The organism is Paraburkholderia polaris (assembly GCF_012927345.1).
In the GTDB taxonomy this organism is placed as follows: Bacteria; Pseudomonadota; Gammaproteobacteria; order Burkholderiales; family Burkholderiaceae; genus Paraburkholderia; species Paraburkholderia polaris.
Map to the genome: position 1 here is coordinate 1 of NZ_JABBGJ010000040.1, position 24439 is coordinate 24439.

18 protein-coding genes and 1 pseudogene are annotated in these 24439 nt (G+C 58.6%); 7 read left to right on the forward strand and 12 right to left on the reverse strand.

The annotated features are described in order from the left end of the window. Positions 1-236 (reverse strand): hypothetical protein (locus HHL24_RS43670; RefSeq protein WP_206002658.1); only part of this gene is annotated, 236 nt, incomplete at its 3' end. Between the two features lie 155 nt (positions 237-391). Between HHL24_RS43670 and HHL24_RS31430 the strand changes: the two genes are divergently transcribed. Both HHL24_RS31430 and HHL24_RS31435 read left to right on the forward strand, forming a co-directional pair. Then, the gene (locus HHL24_RS31430) at positions 392-1405 is read left to right on the forward strand and encodes an IS110 family RNA-guided transposase (protein ID WP_169489215.1); all 1014 of its coding nucleotides are present in this window, start codon (positions 392-394) and stop codon (positions 1403-1405) included. Positions 1406-2064: 659 nt separating this feature from the next. Further along, positions 2065-5859, forward strand: coding sequence for a hypothetical protein (locus HHL24_RS31435; protein WP_169489216.1), 3795 nt, complete (start codon positions 2065-2067; stop codon positions 5857-5859). A gap of 105 nt (positions 5860-5964) precedes the next feature. Here the strand turns inward: HHL24_RS31435 and HHL24_RS31440 are convergent, their stop codons facing one another. Further along, positions 5965-6918 carry a tyrosine-type recombinase/integrase gene (locus tag HHL24_RS31440; protein ID WP_329606772.1) on the reverse strand — a complete coding sequence of 318 codons (954 nt, stop codon included), beginning with the start codon at positions 6916-6918 and terminating at the stop codon, positions 5965-5967. An 846-nt stretch (positions 6919-7764) separates the two neighbouring features. Here HHL24_RS31440 and HHL24_RS31445 point away from each other — a divergent pair. The 3 genes from HHL24_RS31445 (at position 7765) to HHL24_RS31455 (ending at position 13902) form a co-directional block, all read left to right on the forward strand. Further along, positions 7765-8637 (forward strand): abortive infection family protein, encoded by an 873-nt coding sequence (locus HHL24_RS31445; protein ID WP_230417639.1) that lies wholly within the window; start codon positions 7765-7767, stop codon positions 8635-8637. Positions 8638-8940: 303 nt separating this feature from the next. After that, positions 8941-12339, forward strand: a complete 3399-nt coding sequence (locus HHL24_RS31450) for a hypothetical protein (RefSeq protein ID WP_169489217.1) — start codon at positions 8941-8943, stop codon at positions 12337-12339. A 375-nt stretch (positions 12340-12714) separates the two neighbouring features. Then, positions 12715-13902, forward strand: a complete 1188-nt coding sequence (locus HHL24_RS31455; RefSeq protein WP_169489218.1) for a phage/plasmid replication protein, II/X family — start codon at positions 12715-12717, stop codon at positions 13900-13902. Between the two features lie 101 nt (positions 13903-14003). Here the strand turns inward: HHL24_RS31455 and HHL24_RS31460 are convergent, their stop codons facing one another. After that, positions 14004-14996 (reverse strand): arginine repressor, encoded by a 993-nt coding sequence (locus HHL24_RS31460; RefSeq protein ID WP_169489219.1) that lies wholly within the window; start codon positions 14994-14996, stop codon positions 14004-14006. Positions 14997-15125: 129 nt separating this feature from the next. Beyond that, positions 15126-15539, reverse strand: a complete 414-nt coding sequence (locus HHL24_RS31465) for a helix-turn-helix transcriptional regulator (protein ID WP_169489220.1) — start codon at positions 15537-15539, stop codon at positions 15126-15128. A gap of 263 nt (positions 15540-15802) precedes the next feature. On the opposite strand from HHL24_RS31465, the pseudogene HHL24_RS45150 reads away from it, so the two are divergent. Continuing rightward, a pseudogene (locus HHL24_RS45150) lies at positions 15803-15961 on the forward strand (transcriptional regulator domain-containing protein); the annotation flags it as partial. A gap of 42 nt (positions 15962-16003) precedes the next feature. Beyond that, positions 16004-16555, forward strand: a complete 552-nt coding sequence (locus tag HHL24_RS31470) for a hypothetical protein (protein ID WP_169489221.1) — start codon at positions 16004-16006, stop codon at positions 16553-16555. Between the two features lie 81 nt (positions 16556-16636). On the opposite strand, the gene rng is transcribed toward HHL24_RS31470, so the two are convergent. The 8 genes from rng to HHL24_RS31510 form a co-directional block, all read right to left on the reverse strand. Then, entirely contained in the window at positions 16637-18106 is a 1470-nt protein-coding gene (gene rng / locus HHL24_RS31475) for a ribonuclease G (RefSeq protein ID WP_169489222.1), read from the reverse strand. 9 nt (positions 18107-18115) lie between these two features. After that, the gene (locus tag HHL24_RS31480; RefSeq protein WP_169489223.1) at positions 18116-18745 is read right to left on the reverse strand and encodes a Maf family protein; all 630 of its coding nucleotides are present in this window, start codon (positions 18743-18745) and stop codon (positions 18116-18118) included. A gap of 283 nt (positions 18746-19028) precedes the next feature. Then, positions 19029-19499: a 23S rRNA (pseudouridine(1915)-N(3))-methyltransferase RlmH gene (gene rlmH, locus HHL24_RS31485; protein WP_063495252.1), complete on the reverse strand. Its 471-nt coding sequence runs from the start codon at positions 19497-19499 to the stop codon at positions 19029-19031. Between the two features lie 90 nt (positions 19500-19589). Next, on the reverse strand, positions 19590-20045 hold the full coding sequence (gene rsfS / locus HHL24_RS31490; RefSeq protein ID WP_169489224.1) for a ribosome silencing factor: 456 nt from the start codon (positions 20043-20045) through the stop codon (positions 19590-19592). A 4-nt stretch (positions 20046-20049) separates the two neighbouring features. Then, a complete protein-coding gene (locus tag HHL24_RS31495; protein ID WP_169489225.1) occupies positions 20050-20802 on the reverse strand; it encodes a nicotinate-nucleotide adenylyltransferase in 753 nt (250 codons plus the stop codon). Between the two features lie 21 nt (positions 20803-20823). Then, on the reverse strand, positions 20824-21747 hold the full coding sequence (gene hemF / locus HHL24_RS31500) for an oxygen-dependent coproporphyrinogen oxidase (protein WP_169489226.1): 924 nt from the start codon (positions 21745-21747) through the stop codon (positions 20824-20826). Positions 21748-21975: 228 nt separating this feature from the next. Further along, positions 21976-23274, reverse strand: coding sequence for a phosphoribosylamine--glycine ligase (purD, locus tag HHL24_RS31505; RefSeq protein WP_169489227.1), 1299 nt, complete (start codon positions 23272-23274; stop codon positions 21976-21978). 237 nt (positions 23275-23511) lie between these two features. Then, on the reverse strand, positions 23512-24240 hold the full coding sequence (locus HHL24_RS31510) for a YebC/PmpR family DNA-binding transcriptional regulator (protein WP_169489228.1): 729 nt from the start codon (positions 24238-24240) through the stop codon (positions 23512-23514). Positions 24241-24439: the final 199 nt, after the last annotated feature.

Consider the following 24439-nt stretch of genomic DNA (forward strand, 5'->3'; position numbering starts at 1 on the left):
CGGCTGCTAATCCGCCTGTTCGAACCTACCTGTTTTGCCGACATTCCAGTCAGCATACAGATCGCGGCAACAACGAGCGTGGCGACGCCAAACCCGATCCATACAGGATCGAATCGGCCACGGAGCGTACCATTTGCGAAAGAATCAGAGACAGCACCGGACAGGACGAACGCAACGGGAAAAATCGAAATCAGGCCGAAGAACAGGATGTACGTGATTACCGACCGGATTTTCATTTCCTATTTCTCCAAGGATCGTAAGCGTCGCAGAGTAGCGCCGGCGCCGATGCGGACGGATTGAAAATCATCTAGCGGACCTCCTGCCGCCGCCCTGCCGGGCGACGGGGTTAAAGTGAGTTTGCCAAAACCGCTTTAACCGGAAGGAGGTCATCATGAACTATAGCGGCATTGACCTGCATTCGAACAACAGCGTGGTGAGCGTGATCGACGAAACGGACCGCGTGGTCGCCGAAAAGCGGCTGCCGAACGACCTGGCAAGGATTCTGGCGTTCCTTGCCCCGTGGCGAGCCGAACTGGCAGGCGTCGTGGTCGAATCCACGTACAACTGGTACTGGCTTGTCGACGGCCTGCAGGCGGCCGGCTTCGTGGTCCATCTGGCCAACACCACGGCAATAAAAAAATATGATGGGCTCAAGCACAGCGGTGACGAAACCGACGCGCGCTACCTGGCCCACCTGCTGCGCCTGGGCATCCTGCCTACCGGCACCATTCTGCCGACGAAGCACCGTGAGGTGCGCGACCTGGCCCGCAAACGCATGCAACTGGTGCGCAGCCGCACCAGCCACATCCTCGCCGTCGAGAACACAACGGCGCGTCAGTACGGCACGCGAATCACGAGCAATCAGGTCAAGAAACTCGACCAGGCCGCTGTCGACCAGCTGCATCTCCCAGACGACGTGGCGCTCGCGGTCCGCGCGAACGTCGCGGTCATCACGACGCTCTCCGCACAGATCGCCATCGTCGAAAAGCGTCTTCAGGAAAAGGTCGCGCCACACGCGGACTACGCCCTGCTGACCACGGTGCCCGGCATCGGCCAGACGCTCGCCACCGTGATCCTGCTGGAAACCGGAACCATCGAACGTTTCGCCAGCGCTGGCAACTTCGCCTCCTACGCACGGTGCGTGGACAGCCAGCGCATGAGCAACGGCAAGAAGAAAGGCGAAGGCAATACCAGGAACGGAAATCCATACCTGAGCTGGGCATTCATCGAGGCGGCCAACTTCGCGATGCACTTTAGCGCCGAAGCCAGGCAGTTCTACGAGCGCAAGAAAGCCAGGACGAATTCAGTGATCGCACGCAAGGCCCTGGCCCACAAGCTCGCCCGTGCGTGCTTCCACATGCTGAAGGAGCGAAAGCCATTTGATGTGACCCGCTGCTTCGCCTAAAAGTTACGACGGCGACCGGCAAGCCCTGATCGTTGACTGGCGAAAAGCCACCCAATTGAATGGGATGTTGTGCCGCCGTCCCCGATGTGCAGCAACGCGGATCGCCTGCAACGCGAGCCAGCTCTGGATTGGTGCCGGCCTTCTGGCAACCACGACTATTGTGCGAGCCCATTGGACGCGTTGCGGCACCAAAGTTCTTCTGGGGTGGCAGAGCCACGAGGGCGACAGGCAATCGATGTACGCCGATCGCTTGAGCCTGATGGGTGTCTGGCGCGATCCGTCGCAGCCATGAATCGAAGAAACGGGTGCGCTCGGCTACTGCATTCGGTCAGTGCAATCGAAATCGGCTGCTCAGGCAGTCGAGGGTGTTGTTTGCTCACTTGACACCGGGCCCGCTAATGGGTGTCAACGATCCGTGCGGCGGTGTCGACTGTCCGAAAGTGGCCGAATTCTGCCCGATGATCGTGACTGGTTTCGGCTGGCCGATTGTTGCAATAGGGCCGGCCGTCATTTCGCTACAGCGTTGTAGCATTTCGCAACGGTCAACGATACACGGCTAGGCTTGGTTCTGAGTATGGCGCGACGGTTTAGCCAAATGCAACAGCGACAGAGCAGTGGCTAGCGGATAATCGAGGCTTTCATTGATACGGTGTTCCGCGATGCTTGAAATCACCGGTGCTCATATTGCCCAGCTTAATGACGAGGACCTGCGTGGACTCGTTGTACGCCTTTGTGAGGCCGAAGTGAGGGAAAATGCGTTGCCGCTCTCGTCAGTGACCGCGGGCGGACACCAGAACGCGCCGGATGGAGGCATAGACGTTCGCGTCGAATTGCCCGATAACGCCCCCAGCGTCGACTTTGTGCCGCGAAGGCAAACGGGGTTTCAGGTCAAATGCACTGATATGCCGGCCTCCGAAATCGCGAGGGAAATGCGGCCCGACGGTGAGTTGCGCTCATCTATTGCCGCGCTCGCCGCGTCGGAAGGCGCATACATCATCGTCAGCTCTCAGGGCTCGGTTGCGGACTCGGTTTTGTCAGATAGACGTAACGCAATGCGAAATGCCCTGCACGACTGTCCCTACGCGGAATCCCTGCTCGTGGATTTTTACGATAGGGACCGTTTGGCGCGATGGGTTCGATGCTTCCCCGGCGTCGAGATGTGGCTGCGCGAGCGGACTGGAAATTCGCTGAGTGGGTGGCGCGGATATGGCAACTGGGCGTACAGGGACTCGCCGGGCTCCACGTACTTCCTGGATGACGGATGTCATATTTTTTCTAGCGATCCAAACCTCAGCGATCCGATGACGGCTGCGGCCGCCATCGCTGAAATGCGGAGAATTCTAGCCTCGCCGCGCCGCATCGTCCGGCTAGTTGGACTCTCTGGATTAGGGAAAACGCGCCTCGTTCAGGCTTTGTTTGACGACCGCATAGGCTCGGACACCCTTGACCCATCTATGGTCCTGTACACCGATTTGGGGCTTAACCCAAATCCGACGCCGTTGGACATGCTGCAACGGCTCTCGGCTAATCGATTGCGCGCGATCGTGGTCGTTGACAACTGTAATCCAGGCACGCACCGAGTGCTTACCGAGATCGTTACTCAAGCCGACGGGAGATTGGGCCTGGTAACTGTTGAGTATGACGTTGCCGATGATGAGCCTGAGGAGACACACGTATTTCGGCTACAAGCGATGTCCGATGCGACGATAGTTAACATATTGCAACGGACTACCCCGCACGTTTCGGAGGAGGATAGGCGGCGCATTGCCGAGTTTTCCGGAGGGAATGCGCGTATTGCACTTGCTTTGGCCAGCACGATATCTCGCCGGGATAGCGTGGGCGTTCTGACAGATTCAGAGCTGTTTCGGCGGCTTTTTCACCAGAATCAAGGTGCTGATGACTCGCTGATGTCGACAGCGGAGGCTTTCTCGCTTGTCTATTCATTTGACATCGGAAGTCCAGAGGGAAGCGGTGACGAATTGTCGACTTTGGCCAGCTTGGCTGGTACATCGACGCTCGGTGCCTATCGGCACATTATGCAACTCCAAGAACGTGATCTCGTGCAGAAGAGGGGGCGATGGCGTGCGATATTGCCCCATGCGATTGCAAATCGCCTTGCAGCGCAGGCACTTGCGAGAATACCTGCTCATTTGTTGATATCCGAGTTTCAACAAGACGGCAGGGTACGATTGCTGAGGTCTTTCACGAGGCGGTTATGTTATCTCCACGACAGCGAGACAGCTTGCCGAATCGCTCAAGAGTGGTTCACGGTTCCCAACCGACTGTCGAACCCGACGACAATGGATGCATTGGACGTATCGCTGTTCGAAAATCTGGCTCCGCTTTGCCCACGACTGGCGGTCGAGCGTATACAGGCAGCGATACAGAGCGGCGAGCGCGATGAGTTCCTTTCAACCGTCTCGTCGGAACGTCGCAACTGGATTTCTTTGTTGCGGAAACTGGCATACGACTCTCAGCTATTTGAGCGAGCTGCGCTGCTCCTTGCCGAATTCCGCTCCGCAGAACCTGAGAACTACCGCGTGGATTCCGCCAAGGGCGGGTTCGTAGGGTTGTTCCATATTTTGTTGTCGGGTACACATGCGACAGTGGAGCAGCGACTTGGTGTGGGTCGTCAATTGTTGGAAGACGCGGACGTACGCTTGCAGCATTGTGGACTCGAAGCGCTGGATGGCATGCTGGAGGCATGGCATTTCAACTCTAGCCACGATCCGAGTTTTGGAGCGAGGTCACGTGATCACGGCTGGTCGCCGCGGACATCCGACGAGCAGGCACATTGGTACCGTTCCGTTCTTGTAATGCTTCGCGGTTTGCTTTTTCCGGAGTCCCCTCATCGACGTGCCGCCAGTGAAATGCTGGCGCAACGTTTCCGCGCTCTTTGGGTTACAGGACTGGTCAGTGATGAACTAGAGCAACTTGTAGTGTCACTGGCCTCATTAGATGGTTGGCGCACAGGATGGATTGCGATCCGACAAACGTTGAATTTTGATTCTGATCGGATGCAGCCTCTCCTCGCAGAGAAGCTAAGGCAACTGGACGAACAACTTCGTCCACGTGACCTGGAGGATCGAGTTCGAGCATACGTCCTCGTCGATGGCACTTCGCACATTGATATCGGCGAGTCTCCCTCTGCCGGCGGTACAAATGTTCACTCCCTTGATGCTGCCTTCGGCGTCGTGGAGGTAATCGGGCGTGAATTGGCGTCGAGTCCAGAGCTATTGACCAGGCTATTGCCGGATCTTCTCCGGAACGGGTCGGGTAACCAGTGGTCTTGCGGGCGGGGTCTTGCCGAGTCCACGTGCGAGCCGATTGCATTCTGGAAGCAGTGCGTAGAGGTACTTGCCACGCTTCCTGATGAAGAACGAAGCGTATGGTTAATGCGCGGGTTTATCGAAAGGCTACAGACTAACGATCCCACAACAGCAGGCCGTTTGCTGGACGAAGCGGTAAACGACAATATCCTTGCACCTTCCTTTCCGATCTTGCAAGCATCGTTTCAGATCGACGAAAGTGGTGCGCAGCGTTTGCTTGAATCTCTCCGCCGTCAGCGCGCTTCTGCTGGGACCTACGCTTACCTCAAGTTTGGACGGGTCGCCGACCTGATAGAACCTGAAGTGTTTCGGGACATCGTGCTTGGCATATCGAAGTTAGCGCAAGGCTACCGTGTCGCTGTTGAAGTCTTTTCCATGCGACTACACACGCATGCTCATGGTGACAAGGCAGTTGGACCTATTCTTTTGGCGACGGGGTGCTTGTTGCTTGAAGGCCTTAGCGCTGGCTTTGACGATGCAAACGGAAATATCGCTTACGCAATTAATGAACTGGCGGAAGTGTGCCTTGCCGGGAACGAAGGAGACAAAACTGCCTATGTGCTTTGCCGGATCATTGTGAACGCGTGGGCAGGCGGTCGACATGAACATACCTACTTCGGAGATCTCGTTAGTACCCTGTTTCGTATTCACCCTTTAGTCGCTCTGGGCGTATTTTTCGATGGTCGCGAAAACAACCGCTACTCGAATCTTGAGCGCGAGTTTGGCGTGAGGTCGGGAAGCCCCGTGAATTCCATTGATGCTGATACGCTGATCGGATGGGCCGACGCGAATGCTTCCGTTCGGTATGCCCAGCTTGCATGGGAGATTCGATTGATCGACGCCAATGGGGAGTTTGCGTCATGGTCCTCGCTGGCTGAGCGGTTACTGAACGGCGCTGTCGATCGTGAGGTGATCTTGACTATTTTCGGGGAGCGATTGATACCGACGTCATGGTCGGGTTCGAAGGCGCACGCAATGGCTCCGCAAATCGCCCTCGTCGAACAGTTGGTCGATTCTCCCGACAGCGAGATTGCGCACTGGGCTAGAAGGCAAAGGGACGTGATGAATCGCGAGATTGAGGAGGATCTTCAACGGGAACGCGCGTCGTCTGAACGGTTCGAGTGATGATTGTCTGCTGCCAAGCGGTAACCGATACAGACAAGCCGACAGCGGTGCGGGGGTGACTCGTACTCATCGCAAGGGTCGTGCTCCGGTCGGGACGCTCACGGGTCAATACGACACATTAAAGGTCGGCGAATCTTCGGGGCGGCTTTTGCGCCGGTCGTAGAGGCGGGTCGTCGCGATGTTCGCGTGGCCGAGCCATTCCTGCACCTTGGCGATGTCGGCCTCATGGTCGAGCGCGTTCGTCGCCGCTGTCGCACGCAGGCTATGCACGCCGAAGCCTTCGACGGCGATCTTTGCGTGTGCGGCCCACGCCAGCACGCATTTGTAGACGCCATCGGCCGTGATCGCGGTGCCAGTCTTGCGAATGGGCTGAAAGAGCGGCGCCTCCGGCACCGTGCCGTGCCCTGCCGCTTCGAGGTAGGCATGAATGCGTTCGGCGCTCGCCGGATGCATCGGGACGTAGCGGAGTTTGTTGCCCTTGCCGTGCACGCGCAGGTGCGGCACGCCACGCCGGTCGTGAATGTCGCGAACTTTGAGCAAACACAGCTCTTCGCGGCGCAGGCCGTGGTATAGCAGCACGGCGAACATGGCGCGGTCGCGCTTGCCCTTCAGCGTGGCCGGGTCCGGTGCGTCGAGCAGCGCGCGCGCCTGGTGATCGCCGAGTGCGGGCGTCTTACCCTCGTTGCTGTTGCCTTTGGGCCGTTTGACGCCCGCGACCGGGTTCAGCGAAACGGCGTTACGTTCGCACAGGTAGTCGAACAGCGAAGACAGCGCGGCGAGCTTGCGCCGGATCGTGGCCCCCGATAATCGACGACCTTCAAGGTTCTTGCGCCACGCGAGGAGATGCGCGCGGGTGACAGTGCGGAATTCGTCCGGCTGTGCGATACCCACAAAGCCCATGAAGTCGCGCAGATCAACCTGGTAGGCGCGTCGGGTGCGGGGATTGTCGAGGTTGGTAAACCATTCGGCTTCTGGCGGTACGTTCGACAACTGATGGAATTCGGCGGCGGTGAGAGCGCGCGACGGCTCGTGATATGCGGGAATTATTCTGGTCGACACGGGTTTTCCTTTTTCTCCGTGCCGTGCGCAATTCGATGGATTAAAATGAATGCTATTCTGCGGTTATTCGTCAAAGTTGGTGATATTAACGGCGGCGCACGGCGTATTGATAATGTATTTTATCAATAGTTATTGCGTGATGATTTAATGGCTAACTTTGACTATATGGTGGCTATTAATCTGTTGTCGGTATTCGGATTGCCGGATTGCGTGATTGTGCAAACGCAGGTTCTGCACCGCTTGTGTGATAGCAGCCGTACGCCGGGGCCGATTGCATGATTGCACGATTGCACGGCAGGGTGTTTTGCCGGAGGTGCGGAGCAAGACTTCATGAACGCCCGTTTGCGCCCGCCAGAGCGTATCCCGGCGCAGACAATCTGCAATTGCACAATTGTGGATAGCGGGTAGTTTAGTTGGGCAGGCGAGCAGGCCAGTCGCAGGTCGTGTGGCTGCCGCCGTAGCTATAGTAGTTGATATTCGTTTAATTTCCGCGGTGAAACTTGACCAGTTGGAATGCTGAAGCCTTCTGGTTTGCTGCTATAACCCGACCAGCCTGAAGCTGGGACATGTAAGCTCAACACCTGGGGCAGGTTTGTCTATGGTAGATGCCACCAGTTCCGATTTTCGAGCTGCGTGCGCAATGTGCAATCATGCAATTCGCAGCAGCTCCCTGAGGTTGCCGCCAAATAGAAGTGCGGTCTGCCGGGTACGTCGTAGCGGCCTTCGAGAACGCCGCCAAGGCGGTCAGGCACAGACATATTGCCGGTCCTCAGCTCGCGCAGGAACTAGGCCGCGGACGCGGTCGTTCGGAACAGCATGATCGAGTGAGGCGTTCTGTCGTAGCATATGGACGGCTCTGATACGAAAAACGACCCGAAAAACGACCCGAAAAACAGCATGGCAAGCAGACCTCCACTTACCGATGCAATCATCGTTGCGCTCTCCCGTCTTGTTGATGACTCGCAAAGCGATAAGCGGGAGCCGAGCCATTCGGACATTGAATTCCAGATCGATCGAGCGCAACTTTCTGCTGCCGATCCGGGCAGGCAAGGAAAGCCGGTTGGAAAGTCCAAGCGCGTGCGCGGTACGCTGAGCTGGGCCTTGTCGAACGATCTGACGGCAGGTGAAACCCTCGTAGTCGGATTAGTCGCAACCGTTCAGGGCTACGGTGGATTTCGCCCCAAATCCGCGAACTATTGCGGCGCTGATGCAATCGCGAATCTGGCTGCGGCCCTGGCGTTGCAGGGTTGGGAACTGACGTCGGACGGTAGCATGCAGCCGCGTGTTCTCGCTTCACTTTCCGGTAGGGAGTTGACGTCCGCACTGCGCACATATGCGCGGCGCGCGCAGCAGGGCTCCCTGGATAGCCCGTTGCTTGCTGGGACAGCAAAAGACCTCCTTGAAGGTACCGCCGCTCATGTGTTGATGCAAAAGTGGGGGAGCGGCACGACCAACTCCAACTTTCCGACGTTGCTTGGGCAGGCTTTCACGGCGCTTGGGTTTGCGACTCCTAGCGACCCCGTCGCGCCGGGAGAGCCGGCGAACAAGCGCGTTGAGCGGGAAGCATACGCTCTTGGCTGCGCTTTGAACGCTCTGCGCAACAAGGAGGGGACGGGGCATGGCCGCCCTTGGGACAGCAGCATTACTCCGTCGCAGGCGCGCTTTGCAATCGAATCCATGGGGAGTATCGCGCGGCTTATGCTGGATATGCTGCCATAGAAGTAAGTTCATCGGTTCGGTCGACGCTCGGGGCGACAATGACATACCAACTCACGCGCGAATCTCTGATTGAGAGCCTCGCGGACGAAACAACGACTCTCTGTATGGTGGAGGTACGAGGGGCCGAACCGGTATTTCACTTCTACACGGGCATAGTGAAACAACTTGCCTTTGACGCTCTTCCGATGCTGGGCATCTACAAAACTGTTTGGAGCCGATTCTTGTCGCGCGATCTGCAAACAAATCGTCGCTCCGTGCGAGAATCTATAAGTGCAGCGCCGGATAGCGATGTGAGGTAAGTCGATGATTGCCGTGGTGGATATTTCTGATCTGAACGACGAGGATCGCGACACTGCTGACGCTTTGCGCCAGCTCCTGGGGCAAACTTTCGCGGATCGGTATATTGATTTTTGCCGGCTTACGAACGGAGCTCTCCCTCTTCGCGTGACAAGGCCGCTGGCGGCACACGCGATACGTGAGTTCGAGTCTTCACTGCGAAGTGCACTAATAGTGCATGGCGAGCGTGCCACTGAAGAAACCGTCGACCAATTGACATTGCAGCAAGTGAGCGAATATCTGTCGACGTTGAATTTCAATCGATCGGCAATCGACCGCGCGCTGAAGGCACTACGTCCCCAGGACACTCATAAGACGTCGATAGTTCGAGTGCTGTCTTGGCTAGGATTCGAGGCTGGCGGTGTTGTGGCGAAGGCTTGGATGTCACTGGTGCAGGTTTTTGGTAGAGCCCACGAGCGGTCTTTCCACCACCTATTGGAGATAGACGACGAATTTCGGAGCGAGTTACAGCAGCCGTTCCAACTAGTCGTTCGTGAGGTTGTTCGGGCGCTTAGGGCCAAATACTCTGCTCTTATGCTTCGAGTGGAGGAACTCACCGCAATGAGTGACAAGGGGCACGCGGTCGCACTGTTTGAAGATGAAATTCCAGGGGCTCCCCCGCTTCAGTGGCACTTTTTTCAGCGCCTGGATGGCGACCAGTGGCTACCTCATCTTGCCAACAAGAGGCTGTTGCGTCCGCCATCGGTTCATGCCATTTCGACATTTCCATTTGGACCGTGGCCGGCCGGTGGATATCTGCTCCGAATCACAACGTCAGCTGACCCTGATACGAGGCAAGGAGTAGTGCAGGCGCTGCGCGAATCGGTCGACGCCTTTCGGCCAGACGTCAGGTCGATGGCGATAGAAATCTTGGCGAAATTGCCTGCCGACGAAGCAACTCGGTTCTCCTCTATAGTCGCAGCGTGGCTTGATCGAGATGCCCGTTACCTTCCGTTGCATGGAGTGGAGAAGCTGGTAACGCAATTGGCGGACTCAGGGGAGATCGACGCCGCACTGGAAATCGCCGGGCGTCTACTACAGCTATTCGAAGATAAAGGTGGCATCGGAACGTTGTACGCTCGGAGCATGTATGAGTACACGGTGCCTAGGTTAGCCCAAGCACTTGCTCCTACGTGCGGCACCAATGTGTTATCCCTATTCATTTCATTGCTTAGGCAGGCGGCGCTTATAACAGGGAAATTCGTAGATAGTCCGCGTATTGATCACACACGCTATACCGTGGGCGACATCACGGACGATCAGTTCGCTCCTCATGACGTGTATAGCGCGTTGACCTCGACAGTCCGCAACGTAGGCGAAATCCTGGTCGATTGCGATGCAACACTGATGACGCCCGTACTGGAGGCGCTGACGAGTGCGGACATGGATATTTGTCGCCGTCTTGCTCTGCATCTGCTTGCAAGAAGTCCGGAGGCTGCACCACAACTCGCGGAAGCATGGCTGATGGATGTGGAACTGATGGAGGCGGAGACCGACGAATATGCAAGATTGGCTATTGCATGGTATCCGAAGCTCGAATCAGGAAATCAGGAACTCCTGATAAATGCTGTTCGGGCGATACCGAGCCGGTACCATGACGCTTGGAAGGCGCGCCGAGGTGGCAAGGTAAGCGAGGAAGATGAGGAAGCGTTCGATCTGCTCACAGTTCGAGATGCGGTATGGAAGTGGCGCTCGGTATTGCCGTTCGCATTACGCGAAGAGGTAGAGAAAACGACGAGTAGATTTAACGAGATGGAGGCCTCGCGACGCATTGCAGGTCATGAGAGGCCGGAGGCCCCATGGCGGGCAACTGACTACTCATCTAGGAGCACCAACGAAACGGTAGATTTCATCGTCGGTTTGAGGGGTTCCCGTCACCACGACCAGCCAACGTTGGACGCCTTGGCGCAAGAATGGCGTATCGCCGTTTTTCAACAGCCGGCGAAATTCGCGCTGGTTGCGGCACAACTGACGAGAGCCCCTGCGATGTTCGTTACGCCGCTGCTCGAAGGCCTCAGTGGCGCGGTAAAGAACAAGATATCGATTTCGTGGAAGGCGCCGCTCGAACTTATCGACGGGATCCTGCAGTCTGATCAGCGAGCAGACGCAAGCGCGGTAGACACAGGTTGGATCGAAATGGCTAAGGCGTCGATCGAGCTTGTGAAGTCGTTTTTACTGCCTGACGCAGTGTCGTCTGATCCCATAGACATTGCGACGCTCCGGAAAGTCGTGCTGACGTCGCTCGACCGAATTCCTCGGGAAGCTGACGCTGTGGAAGAGCGAGAGCGCTTTCGACGCGATTCCTTCCTAACTGCTAAGGAAACGTATTGTGGCGGCGCAATCGAACTGGCGATCTGGTGGGTACTCTGGATAAGCGCACGCGAATCATCAGATGCCGAACAATCGAACACTCAGGCTCTGGCACCGTTCGACGACGTGGAATCTGCCGTTAATCGGGAAATCGCAGACTCGTCAGTAAATGGGGAGTTTGCTCGCGCGATCGTCGGCCGGTACTTGCCGAACCTCTATCACTATACTCCCGGTTGGGTGCGGGAAAACCTTAACCAGATATTTGGCCCGGCGCACGGTGATGTGCAGGAGGCCGCATGGTCGGCTTATATTCTTCACGCGTGGCCGCACATTGACCTGTACCAGAATCTGCAGTGTCTATACGAGGTTGAGGTATCTAAGGTCGATTTGTATCGAGAGGTTGACGGAGGGTATCGAGTTAAACGGCTTGGGGAGCACCTGCTGCTGCTCTACTTGTATGGATCCACGCCGTTGGCAGATCTTCCGCTTGAGGAATTTTTGGCGAAGGCAACGGACGAATTGCGGCGACATTTGATGTTGACAGTCGATCAGCACTTACGGCTTGACCTCGCCAGATTTCCGACGTCGGCGCGGAAGCGCGCACTTCGTTACTGGGAAAACCGCCTTGAAATCGCGTCAAAATCAACATCGCCAGACGATTTCGAATCCGAACTCGGAACGATCGGATGCTGGGTGGGAAACTCCAATGTCGAGACATCGTGGTTGTTAGATCAACTCTCACAGATGCTGTACGCTGGCTTTGGGCCGAGCATGGCATTTAACGTGGTCAGCTGGCTAGCCAAGGTCTGCGAGCAGGATATCGATAAATCTTCACAGATTCTCGAGAGGCTCATCGATCATAGGGTGGTAGGGCACGACACACTCCTCACGCAACGCGAAGCAATACGTTGCATTCTTTCAGGTGCGCTGGCTTGTGGTCGATTGGACGTTATAGAGCGAGCCAACCGTATCATTAGCGTGTTGGCAACGAAAGGGGAAACCGATTATCTCGACCTCGCGCGTAGCGCTGCGTCGTTAGGGCCAAAGAGCCGATGATGCGTTTGAACCGCCCCGGATTTGATGGAGGCTAATTGGAAGGAGCGCGTCTGCGTTCGTCACGGAGCACCGCGGTTGCTTGCGGAGGTTGCTTTGTCTGGGTGGTCATCCCCGGTTCGATTGCATGATTGCACGATTGCATGTTCGTAACCGCAAGCGAAGCTTGTCGGGCGAAGTAGGGTGTCTGCGAGGCGTTCGATACGCCGCGGACGCAATCATGCAATTGTGGAGCGCAAGCATTTGCGGCAGCAGCTTGATTTTATAGTAGCTAACACGCGTTCACTTTCACGGCACCAGCTCGAACAGCTCAAGTTGTAGGCATATCCAGCTATTCGTTAAAGGCTCTACTCAGCCACTATTGGAAGGGTAGAACCTATGAAACAATCCACCGCAACACTTGGACAGTCGCTGCTTGCGCAGCCGATGTCCGCCCATGCAACCTGCAATCAGCAATCGGGGGTGTTCATCGACGGTATTCGGATCTTGGCACCGTGCCTGCATCGCCCGCAGGGCAAGCACGGGCAGATTCTCGATCCAGATACCGGCGAGATCACATATGGGGCGACCGCAATCCAGCAATCGCTGGAGGAAGGGCATGGCAAGGTCTATATCCATTCGAAGCAGATCGACCGACGGCTGGGTGCAGCTCGGGCCATTCTCATCGACTGCTGCCCACCGAAGGTGCTGCAAGGGCACAACGTATTCGGGCATGCCGTGTTGCAGGACTACGTGTACGAGATTCTGGATCGCGTTACATGTGCGCTGGTGATTGACGTTCGCCCCGAAGACCGGGCAATGTGGCGGGCGGGGATCGTGCAGCTTACGGGCATCCACCTGACGGCGAATTTCACCTGCCGCCGAGAGCAAATCGTGCCGATCATAGATGCTATCGATCTCAGCAACCGGCGGGGCAAGCAGCGGATTTTGCCGACATGGATTGCGCTGGGGCTCACGCCGAATGGCCGCTCGAAGTACCACACCCTGACGCTCTACGACAAGCTGGAGGAAATGGGCCGCTTTCCCTGGCCAACCCCTCGGCTCCAGCGGTTGCTGATGGCGGAGGCCGAGCGGGGCATCCGAGTCGAAGTGAAGCTGTTCGCGCAAGGGCTCGATTCGCTGTCGGGTAGCAAAAGTGTGGGCGGGCGCAACTTGAAGCAAGTCGCCGGATGGGCAGCACTCGATGTCGCTGCGCTGTTCTTTCGGGTGTTCGATAAGTATCAGGTCGTGCACGCGGTTCAGCCTGTTCCGACACTCGCCGAACTCAGGATCCTGGCGCCTAAGGAACTCAACGCCTACCTTCTCTGGGAGAAAGGGTACAGCCTGAAGGAGCAGTTTCCCAACAGGGGGACCGCGGGCCGGTACGCGGCGGTGATCGAGCAGAAGCTTGGCGTGAATATCCGTGTTGACCGCCGAGCTGAGGAACAGCCCGCGATCGATCTGAAGGAGCTGTTTGCGCCGGATAACGTTCGCCCCGTGCCGGATTGGGCGGTCGGAACTAGACTCTATTCGCCACCTGCGACGGTTTCCGATCGCGAGGGCGGATGTGTTGATACCAGCGAGTGAAGGGAAATGAGAAATGGCCGCTGAAGCGATGCACAATCACGCAATCGCACGAGTAACGATGTGCAGTCGCGCAATCATGCAATCGCTTCGGCGGACAGAGGCTAATCCCACAACTCTCCTTGAGCCGCGTCGGCGGAGTCGTCCTCATCGTCGGCGGGGACCGAGCCGGGTAGCGAGAGTTTCTTCGTCGTCGGGTGCATAACTACCTCGCCGTGTTTGAACAACTTCCGAATGTCGCGATTGACGGTTGCCGGATCACAATCAAGGCGTTCGGCCAATTCTTTTTGCGTCGTGACGCCCGCCGCGATCAACGTTTTGATCCGCTCGCGTCGTTCGTCTTGGACTTCCCGCACGGGCGACCTTTGGTCGTCGAAATGTTCCTCCCTGCAACTGAATTCGAAATTTCCCGCTTCGATTTTCGACCACCATACAAATTTCCGTGGGACCGAGCTGCCATCATGCGATGCTTCACGGGAGATAAGCAGTCGCAGACCGCCTGTCATTGGGTGATTCTTGTCCTCCTTAATGGAGACTCTGTTGCCAGGCAGCGAGCCCAGCAACGTGGGAATGGCCTTTCTTCCCTTCGCCCCCGACGTGAAAATTAGGACACTAACCCCTTGACTCGTCAATTCTTCGAGCAATTCACTGAAAGAGGCCGAAGCGTACTCCGCCGTTTCTTTGCCCGCCACTAATGTCCAATCTTCCTCGCAATCGATGATGAGCAGGCGGATACTGTAACGCTGCACTTGTTCCAATAGACGCCGCTGACCGCCGTGTGTCAGTAGTGACTGCTCGTACCGTGACTTCTGTTCGAGCTCAAGCCAGTAGAACAGCAGGTTTTCGTTTGCTAGGTCGCGAGTACGCTGGCATGGATCGCGGTTCGTCACACGCTCCTTGCGCTGATCAAGCTCAGCTTCGTAAAACAGATCACAGCAATACAGCGTTTTCAGCCCCCCGCCGATGCCGAAGGGCAGCAGCTTCTTGCCACCAGCGCCAGCATACGCACACAGGAAGCGGAACATCGTAGCCTCATGTTTCCCTTCTTGGTCAACGATCGTTACCTGGCCGGAGAAGGCCAGCACACCGAGCGTCATTTCACGTTGGTGTTGCGTCGCACGGGTTCCCGCGTGCGAGTTAGAGAATTTGTTTCTTAATCGCATAGTAATAAGTAATCCTTATTTATATGTATAAATGTTTCGATAAATGCCGTGGACTGAGGGTAATCAGCCGATCGAATCCGAACAGTGAGTTGAGGCTTCGATCAACGCGGAGACAAAATCGCGTAGATCGATCTTCTGACCGGACACGCGCGACATGAGGTGCTTTGCTTCCAAAATCGCATCTACTTCGTGAGCGAGCCAGGCGACTCGACGTTCCGAGAGTCGGATCGGCGGAACAAATCTTTTAAGAGCCACTTCACGCCAAAGCGTGCTGACTCCAATGCCGGCTTTCTCTGCTGTTTTCGGAGCGTCGATCGCAGACCGCTCATCGCGGCGGCTATGCCTTCGGATGACATCCTGATAGATCGGCGGCAGTTTGCGAAAGCTGTCCGACAGCAGTTTATGTTCGATCTTGCCCGCTTCGGCTGCGACATTGTTAACTGTTACCGCGGATACGGAACGGGTGGGGTGTTGCATGAAGTCCTCCGTGTGACGTGAGTGTTGGTAGACGCATTAAGCCACACGGGGATTTGTTGGTAAATAATTGATTATTAAGGATAAAATATTTATTAGAAACTCTATATCGGGGATTTCTCCAGTATGGAATTTGTATATCGGGGAATTTCCGAATATGTGAATATCCATATCGGGGAATATCCTGTGATGTGCTTGGTATAACCGATGAGAGGGGTAATGTGAGGCGTCGCGAAAAAGAGACAGAGAGGGGCGCAGGCTTGACCGTGCCAAAATTCCCAGACTGGACGGATGCCGGTGCTTATGGAAAATATGGCGCGTGGACATACCGCCGTTGGGCATGGGAGTTTCTTCGGCGGAACATCCGATACATCGATGCATGTCATCGCCTCAATCCTCGAGGGCTGTCTAAGGCTCCGCGTAGTGACGAGGTATCAAGGGAGGCTGCCAGGTTTGGCCGACACGACTTGACGCACTTCAACGCTCCTTATGATGAGAAAGAGCGGCATTGGCTGTCGGAACGTGTCCTCGACCATGCATGGGTGGAGCACAAGGGGACCGTGTCGAAGACGTTTGATCTTGTTCCTGGGCAGGTGGCAATCCTATTTGACGTGATGCCCATCAAAACGGCGGGCCCGGCGGCACTGGCGGCCATGCTTGATCACGCAAAAGAGTTGCTGATAGGAGAATACCGGGCGGTCGTAGATCCAAACGACAAGTACGGGCACGAAGCTTCCTTCGGAAAAGTCGCGCGAATTCGAAGGCCGCGGTTGAACCCTGAGGATCTACTGGAAAAGTTGCGCATCTACGATGCCGTCATCCATCAGCGGGCGTCTATCAGCGACGTTGCTGAGCTTCTTTTCGCTGATGCCAGCCCGGATCAGTCGGTGCGAAAGAGAGCGGCATACAAACGCTTGGATAAGGCGCGGGAGATGGTCGAAGACTTGAAATTATTGGAGTTGGTGCCTCGCGACCATGCACCAGAAAAACAACGTGTGAACTCTACAGAGGTCTCGTAACTATAAGTAGCTAGCTGAGTAGCTGGCGAGAATAATCCGGGTCTAATGCTTATAATATTTTGATTTTAAATAGAAAAATTCCTACATCAGCACGATATCGTACTGCTCCTGGCTCAAATTCGACTCCACCTGCAACGACACCGGCTTGCCGATGAAATCCATCAGCATCGCCAGATGCTGCGACTCTTCCTCAAGAAACAGGTCGATCACCTGCTGCGACGCCACCACGCGAAACTCGCGCGGATTGAACTGCCGCGACTCCCGCAGAATCTCGCGCAGGACGTCATAGCACACCGTACGCGACGTCTTGACCTGCCCCTTGCCCTGGCACACCGGGCAGGGCTCGCACAGCACATGCGCCAACGACTCGCGCGTACGCTTGCGCGTCATCTCCACGAGCCCAAGCTGCGAGAAACCATTTACGGTCACGCGTGTGCGATCGCGCGACAACGCCTTCTTCAACTCGCCCAGCACTTGATCGCGATGCTCGACGTTCTCCATATCGATGAAGTCGATGATGATCACGCCGCCCAGATTGCGCAGCCGCAATTGCCGCGCGATCGTGTGCGCGGCTTCGAGGTTGGTCTTGAAGATCGTATCGTCGAAGTTGCGCGCGCCGACGTAGCCGCCGGTGTTGACGTCGATCGTCGTCATCGCTTCGGTCTGGTCGATCACCAGATACCCGCCCGACTTCAGATCGACCCGGCGTGACAATGCGCGCTGGATCTCCGCCTCGATGTTGTACAGATCGAAGAGCGGCCGCTCGCCGGTGTAGTGATGCAGTTTCGACGACACCGCCGGCGTGAACTCCGCCGCGAAGTCGGCGAGCATCTGATAGGTCTCGCGCGAGTCAACCTGAATGCGCGAGGTCTCGTCATTCACGAAATCGCGCAGCACCCGTTGCGAGAGATTCAGGTCCTGATACAGCAGGCTGGTCGGCGGCATGCGCTGACCTTGCGAGATGATCGTCGCCCACGTCTTGCGCAGATACGCGACGTCTCCGGCCAATTCTTCGCTGGTCGCATCTTCAGCGATGGTGCGTACGATGTAACCGCCTTTTTCATCAGCGGGCAGCACAGCCGTCAAACGCGCGCGCACGGCTTCGCGTTCGGCTTCGCTCTCGATCTTCTGCGAGATGCCGATGTGCGGCTCCTGCGGCAGATACACGAGCGTGCGCCCGGCGATACTCACTTGCGTGGACAGCCTTGCACCCTTGGTGCCGATCGGATCCTTCACGACCTGCACCATCAGCGTCTGACCTTCGAAGACGATCTTCTCGATCGGCTGATGCGGCGCCTGATGCTGCGGTTCGCCCGCAATGCGCGGATGCCAGATATCCGCTACGTGCAGGAACGCGGCGCGTTCCAGACCGATGTCGATGAAGGCGGATTGCATGCCCGGCAACACGCGGACGACTTTGCCGAGATAGACATTGCCGACGCGTCCCCGCGACAGCGTTCGTTCGACGTGAAGTTCCTGGACGGCGCCTTGCTGGACGAGCGCGACGCGCGTTTCCTGCGGCGTGACATTGATCAGGATTTCTTCATTCATGGTGTTATTTTAGAAGTCGATGCGCGCTGCACGCAGGAGGGCAGCGGTTTCAAAAAGCGGCAAACCCATGATACCTGAATAGGACCCGTCGATATGTTCGATAAACTCCGCGGCGCGTCCCTGCACACCATACGCGCCCGCCTTGCCGAGCGGCTCGCCGCTAGTGGCATAGCGGCGGATCGCGTCCGCGTGCAGTGCAGCAAAACGCACCTTCGATACCGATAGCGCAGCAGGCAGCAATGTGCCTTCGGCATCGACCACCGCGACAGCCGTCAACACTTCGTGATCGCGACCCGCGAGGCGCGTGAGCATTGCGACGGCATCGTCGGCGTCGACGGGCTTGCCGAGGATCGCGTCGTCGATCGTGACGGTTGTGTCGGCAACCAGGATTGGCCGTGCGGCATGCCCGCCTGCCACGAGACGCGCGCGCGCGGCGTGCGCCTTGGCGACGCACACGCGCTGCACGTAGTCGCGTGCACGCTCGCCCGGCAGCTCGACTTCGAGCGCTTCGGCATCTTCATCGGGACGCGGCAGGAGCAATTCGAAACGCACGCCGAGCTGTTGCAACAACTCCTGACGGCGTGGACTTTGCGATGCGAGGTAGACGAATGGATGCAGCGAAGCGGCGGGCGTTGGCATGAACAGGTCTCAGTGAGGCGGATTAAGTGGGCGCGGTGAGCGTGCCGATCGCAGCGTCGCGCGAGCATTGCTTCGCATTGCCGGCGACCCATCGCGCCGACACGCTCTCAGCATTGGGGCGCGCCCGATCATCATGCGCAATCCTGCGACTAATCGCGTGGATGAGCATGCGGACGCTCGCGCGGGCACGCAAGTCAGCAAGGCAGAGGGCAACGACGGGTAATGGGCAACGAGCGAGGAGCAATGGGACGGGAACGCGCGAAGCGTCCTCAGTCCTTCTCGCTCACGCGCGGTGATAGGGGTGATTTTGCGTGATGGTCCACGCGCGGTAAAGCTGTTCGGCGAGCAGCACGCGGACCATTGCGTGCGGCAGCGTCAGGCTGGAAACACGCAGCAGCATATCGGCGCGTGCTTTCAGATCGGGATCGAGCCCGTCGGCGCCGCCGATCAGAAACGCCACGTCGCGGCCGTCCTGCTGCCAGCCGGGCAGGGCGCCGGCGAGCTGCATCGTGGTCCAATCCTTGCCGCGTTCATCGAGCGCAACAATGCGCGCGTTCTTCGGCAACGCGGCTTCGATTTTCTGCCGCTCGGCCGCCATCACGCTTTCGGCCGGCCGTCCCGACGAACGCTGCTCGGGCTTGATCTCGCGCAGCTCGATGCGCAGCTCGGGTGGCATGCGCTTCGCGTATTCGTCGAAGCCGGTGGCGATCCAGTCCGGCATCTTGTGGCCGACGGCGAGGATGTGCAGTTTCATGAGCGGTGTAATCGAGGACGCAATCGCTGCAATCGCGGGCGCAAGCGCTGACTATGCGTCGCGGACTTCAGCGGTTTGCCCGCCACGTACCTACTTGCGGCGCACCGGCGTCTTGCGTGCGGGCTTCTTCGCGGCCGGCGCTTCGTCCTCTTCGTCCTCGTCGTCCGGCTCGCTCGCGCTGGCGCCGCCGAACGGATTGGGCGTCGAGAGCTTGATGCGCACCGGCTTGTCGCCCCAGATTTCCTCGAGGTTGTAGTACTGGCGCAGCGCCGGTTGCAGGATGTGCACGACCGCGTCGCCGCAATCGACCAGCACCCATTCGCCGATGTCCTCGCCTTCGGTGCTGATGACGTCGCCGCCGTTTTCCTTGACGCTTTCGCGCACGCTCGAAGCAAGCGCCTTGGTCTGGCGGTTCGAGGTGCCGCTCGCGACGATCACGCGATCGAACAGCGAGGTCAGGTGGCTGGTGTTGAACACCTTGATGTCTTGCGCTTTGACGTCTTCGAGAGCGTCGACGATCACGCGTTGCAGTTTGCGAATATCCATGGGGTTACCGGTGGTACAGATGATGTTGAAGAATATAGTCCCACACCGCAGTGGGGACATGGCTTGCGGCCCGGGCCTGGCTCTTGTCTTGCGGTTCGCCGCCCGCGAGGGCAAGCCGCTGGGTCACCTGTTCGCGCAGATGCGCGCGAATGTCGGTGGCCGAGACGTTGAACGCAAGCGTCGTATCGATCAGCAAGTGGCCGCAGGGCGTAGCTTGCAGAACGTCGGCGCGGGCACGGCGCGCGTCGATTTCTCGGGCGACCACGGGCGGAATCGACGCAAGGTCGAAACCGGGGCGCGTGGCCGCGCAGATGTGAGCGAAGTCGAACAGGCGCCGCCAGTCGCGCCATGTGTCGAGATGCACCAGTTGATCCGCGCCGATCAGAAGCGCAATCGACGCATCCAGACCTTCGCGTTCACGCCAGCGTTGCAGCGTGTCGATCGTGTAAGTCGGTCCGTCGTGATCGATTTCGTCGGTCGCGACACGCACCTTGACGCCCGGCAGGACTAGCTCGCTGGCCGCCGCGCGCGTCATGGCCAGACGATGCACGGCCGGCGAGACGTCCGATTTCTGCCACGGCTGGCCGGCCGGCAGCAGCACCAGTTCGGTCAGGTTCAGCACGTCGGCGAAACGCCGCGCGAGCGCGAGGTGGCCGTCGTGGATCGGATCGAAAGTGCCGCCGAGCAATCCGATTCGACGAGGCAGGGCGACAGGATGAGCGTTCGGCTTCAGGTGAGGATCCTTTGTCGTGGTCACGTGCGGTGCGGGCTTAAAGCCTCACACCCACTCGCGCGGCACGAGAAAATCGCTGTAAAGACGCGCTTCCGGCGTGCCCGGTTCGGGCTGCCAGTTGTAGCGCCAGTTCACCACAGGCGGCATCGACATCAAAATCGATTCGGTGCGTCCACCGCTCTGCAGCCCAAACAGTGTGCCACGGTCGAAGACCAGATTGAACTCGACGTAGCGGCCGCGCCGGTATGCCTGGAAGTCCCGCTCGGCTTCGCCGTATGGAATGTTGCGGCGCTTTTCGATGATCGGCAGGTACGCTTTGAGGAATCCCTCGCCGACGCTTTTCAGCATCGCGAACGATTGATCGAAGCCCGGCGCCGAGAAATCGTCGAAGAAAATCCCGCCGATGCCACGCGGTTCATTGCGGTGCTTGAGGAAGAAATACTCGTCGCACCAGCGCTTGAAACTCGGGTAGAGGTCCGCGCCATAAGGCTGCAGCGCATCGCGGCACACACGATGGAAATGCTGCGCGTCTTCCTCGTAGCCGTAGTACGGCGTCAGATCCATGCCACCGCCGAACCAGAACACCGGCTCTTCGCCGGCTTTGGTCGCGATCAGCAGACGCACGTTCATATGCACGGTCGGGCAGTGCGGATTGTGCGGGTGCAGCACGAGCGAGACGCCCATTGCTTCGAAACCACGGCCGGCCAGTTGCGGGCGCGCGGCGCTCGCCGAACCCGGTAACGCGTCGCCCGCTACGTCCGAGAAGCCGATACCGGCCCGCTCGAAGAAGTTGCCGCCTTCCAGAATCCGCGTGCAGCCGCCGCCGCGCAGCTTTTCGCCGGGGGCGCGCTGCCATGCGTCGGTCGCGAACGGCGTACCGTCGAACGCGCCGAGCGTGTCCGCGATATGCGTTTGCAGGCCTTGCAGCCAGCTGCGCACGGCCTGTGCGTCATAGCTCGAATCGGTCATGAATGCAGATGCTGAGGGCGGCACGCTCGTCGTGCCGCGGGTGCTTCGTGAAGGGCGACGGCCGGGCCTTCGTCAGGATTTTCCTGCGACGGCCCGGCGGTACGTTCGTTCGCGCGGGTGAATGCCGCTCAACCCGGGTGCGCCCACATGGTGCGGTGGGCGCCGCAACGGCCGCGAAAACCCGCAGTGTAGCGCCGTTGGCGCCGCACGCGGGCGGGTGGGGCGGGCTTAGTGTTTGCCTTCGGTCTTGGCGTCGTGCTTGCGGTTCAATGCACGGTAGCCGATGTCGCGGCGATATTGCATGCCGTCGAACGAGATCTGATTGATCGTCTCATACGCGACCGATTGCGCGCTGCGTACCGAATCCGCCAGACCGACCACACACAACACGCGGCCGCCCGAGGTGGTCAGCTTGCCGTCCGCCAGCGTGGTGCCGGCGTGGAAAGTGACCGAATCATCGGTCTCAGCCGGAATATCACTGATCCGGTCGCCCTTGCGCGGCGTGTCCGGATAGTTGTGCGCCGCGAGCACGACACCCAGCGCGGTGCGGCGGTCCCATTCCAGTTCGACCGTATTGAGCGTGCCGGCAATCGCCTGCTCGACCACTTTCGAGAAGTCGCCTTTCAGGCGCGCCATGATCGGCTGCGTTTCCGGGTCGCCCATCCGGCAGTTGAATTCGAGCGTCTTCGGATTGCCTTGCGCGTCGATCATCAGGCCGGCGTACAGAAAGCCGGTGAAGCGGATGCCTTCTTTCTCCATGCCACGCACGGTCGGCTGGATGATCTCGCGCATCACGCGTGCATGCAGTTGCGGCGTGACGATCGGCGCGGGCGAGTAGGCGCCCATGCCGCCGGTGTTCGGACCCTGATCGGCATCGAGCAGACGCTTGTGGTCCTGGCTCGAGGCGAGCGCCAGCACGTGCTTGCCGTCCACCATGACGATGAAGCTGGCTTCTTCGCCGGCGAGGAATTCCTCGATCACGACGCGCGCGCCGGCATCGCCCAGCTTGTTGTCCGACAGCATCATGTCGACTGCGGCGTGCGCTTCTTCCAGCGTTTGCGCAACGACCACGCCCTTGCCGGCGGCGAGGCCGTCGGCCTTGATGACGATCGGCGCGCCCTTGGCGTCCAGATAAGCGTGCGCGGCGGCAACGTCGGCGAAGGTTTCGTATTCCGCGGTTGGGATCGCGTGGCGCTTCATGAACGCCTTGGCAAAATCTTTCGAGCTTTCGAGCTGCGCGGCTTCCTTGCTCGGCCCGAAAATCTTCAGACCGCGCGAGCGGAACAGATTGACGATACCGGCGGCGAGCGGCCCTTCCGGTCCGACCAGCGTGAAGGCGATCTGTTCTTTCTCGACGAAATCGGCGAGTTCGGCCGGATCGGTGATGTCGATGTTGCGCAGACGCTCGTCCTGGGCGGTGCCACCGTTGCCGGGAGCAACGTAGACGAGCTGGACCCGCGGCGATTGCGCGAGCTTCCATGCGAGCGCATGTTCGCGACCGCCGGAACCGACGACGAGTAACTTCATGTGAATCCCCGAGACTTAAAAACCATAAACGGCTGAAGCAGCACGCTCAGCCGTGGAATAACAGCGAGGTTTGCAATGAACCGCAGCCAGGCAGCGGCGCAGGATACATAGCGAACCCGGATGCAGGCGGTGTGGAAGGGCATCAACAAGCGCCCGCTCAGCAGCAACGCGAGGGCCAACCGGCGGCGCGGGCGTGGTTCGATGCAAATCCACGCACGAGGCGCCGCCGGGGCACGCTCATTCGTCGGCGATCGCGGCGTTTGTATAGACTTCCTGCACGTCGTCCAGACTCTCCAATGCGTCGAGCAGCTTCTGCATTTTCACCGCGTCGTCACCGGTGAACTCGACTTCCGTCTGAGGTTTCATCGTCACCTCGGCCAGTTCAGCCTTGAAGCCCGCGGCTTCGAGCGCGGTCTTCACCTTCGGGAAATCATTCGGCGGGCACAGCACTTCAATGCTGCCGTCTTCGTTCGTGACGACGTCGTCAGCGCCGGCCTCGAGCGCGGCGTCCATCAGCTTGTCTTCAGCCGTGCCGGGCGCGAACAGGAACTGGCCGACGTGATCGAACATGAACGACACCGAGCCGTCCGTGCCCATGTTGCCGCCGTTCTTCGAGAACGCGTGACGCACGTCCGCCACCGTACGGGTGCGGTTGTCGGTCATGGTGTCCACGATCACCGCCGCGCCGCCGATGCCATAGCCTTCGTAACGGATTTCTTCGTAGTTTGCGCCGTCGACACCGCCCACGCCGCGTTGGATCGCGCGGTTGACGTTATCTTTCGGCATGTTGGCGTCGTATGCCTTTTCGACGGCGAGCCGCAGACGCGGGTTCGAGTCGATGTCGCCGCCGCCCATGCGGGCTGCCACCTGAATTTCCTTGATGAGCCGCGTCCAGACCTTGCCGCGCTTGGCGTCGGCCGCTGCTTTCTTATGCTTGATGTTGGCCCATTTCGAATGACCCGCCATACTTTTCTCCATCGCGCGCGCCAGTGGGGCGCACGCATAGTGCAATTGTCGTTGCGATGTCGGGCGCTGGTGATTGCGATCTTGCGCCTCGATTCAGACGGTTTCAGCTTGATAACGCCCGGCTGCGTCCGGCTGCGCCGCGGCTAGCGGGACCGAAGTTGCAGCGCGGTTGGGGCGGAGCGGTGCGGCCAGCGGGCTG

What these genes read in the sequence shown, in the direction of transcription:
- rlmH (WP_063495252.1), bottom strand. Translation starts at nt 19,499, where the DNA reads ATGAAACTGCACATCCTCGCCGTCGGCCACAAGATGCCGGACTGGATC.
- rsfS (WP_169489224.1), bottom strand. Translation starts at nt 20,045, where the DNA reads ATGGATATTCGCAAACTGCAACGCGTGATCGTCGACGCTCTCGAAGAC.
- hemF (WP_169489226.1), bottom strand. Translation starts at nt 21,747, where the DNA reads ATGACCGATTCGAGCTATGACGCACAGGCCGTGCGCAGCTGGCTGCAA.
- purD (WP_169489227.1), bottom strand. Translation starts at nt 23,274, where the DNA reads ATGAAGTTACTCGTCGTCGGTTCCGGCGGTCGCGAACATGCGCTCGCA.
- HHL24_RS31450 (WP_169489217.1), top strand. Translation starts at nt 8,941, where the DNA reads ATGATTGCCGTGGTGGATATTTCTGATCTGAACGACGAGGATCGCGAC.
- HHL24_RS31465 (WP_169489220.1), bottom strand. Translation starts at nt 15,539, where the DNA reads ATGCAACACCCCACCCGTTCCGTATCCGCGGTAACAGTTAACAATGTC.
- rng (WP_169489222.1), bottom strand. Translation starts at nt 18,106, where the DNA reads ATGAATGAAGAAATCCTGATCAATGTCACGCCGCAGGAAACGCGCGTC.
- HHL24_RS31480 (WP_169489223.1), bottom strand. Translation starts at nt 18,745, where the DNA reads ATGCCAACGCCCGCCGCTTCGCTGCATCCATTCGTCTACCTCGCATCG.
- HHL24_RS31460 (WP_169489219.1), bottom strand. Translation starts at nt 14,996, where the DNA reads ATGACGCTCGGTGTGCTGGCCTTCTCCGGCCAGGTAACGATCGTTGAC.
- HHL24_RS31510 (WP_169489228.1), bottom strand. Translation starts at nt 24,240, where the DNA reads ATGGCGGGTCATTCGAAATGGGCCAACATCAAGCATAAGAAAGCAGCG.
- HHL24_RS31435 (WP_169489216.1), top strand. Translation starts at nt 2,065, where the DNA reads ATGCTTGAAATCACCGGTGCTCATATTGCCCAGCTTAATGACGAGGAC.
- HHL24_RS31430 (WP_169489215.1), top strand. Translation starts at nt 392, where the DNA reads ATGAACTATAGCGGCATTGACCTGCATTCGAACAACAGCGTGGTGAGC.
- HHL24_RS31455 (WP_169489218.1), top strand. Translation starts at nt 12,715, where the DNA reads ATGAAACAATCCACCGCAACACTTGGACAGTCGCTGCTTGCGCAGCCG.
- HHL24_RS31445 (WP_230417639.1), top strand. Translation starts at nt 7,765, where the DNA reads ATGGACGGCTCTGATACGAAAAACGACCCGAAAAACGACCCGAAAAAC.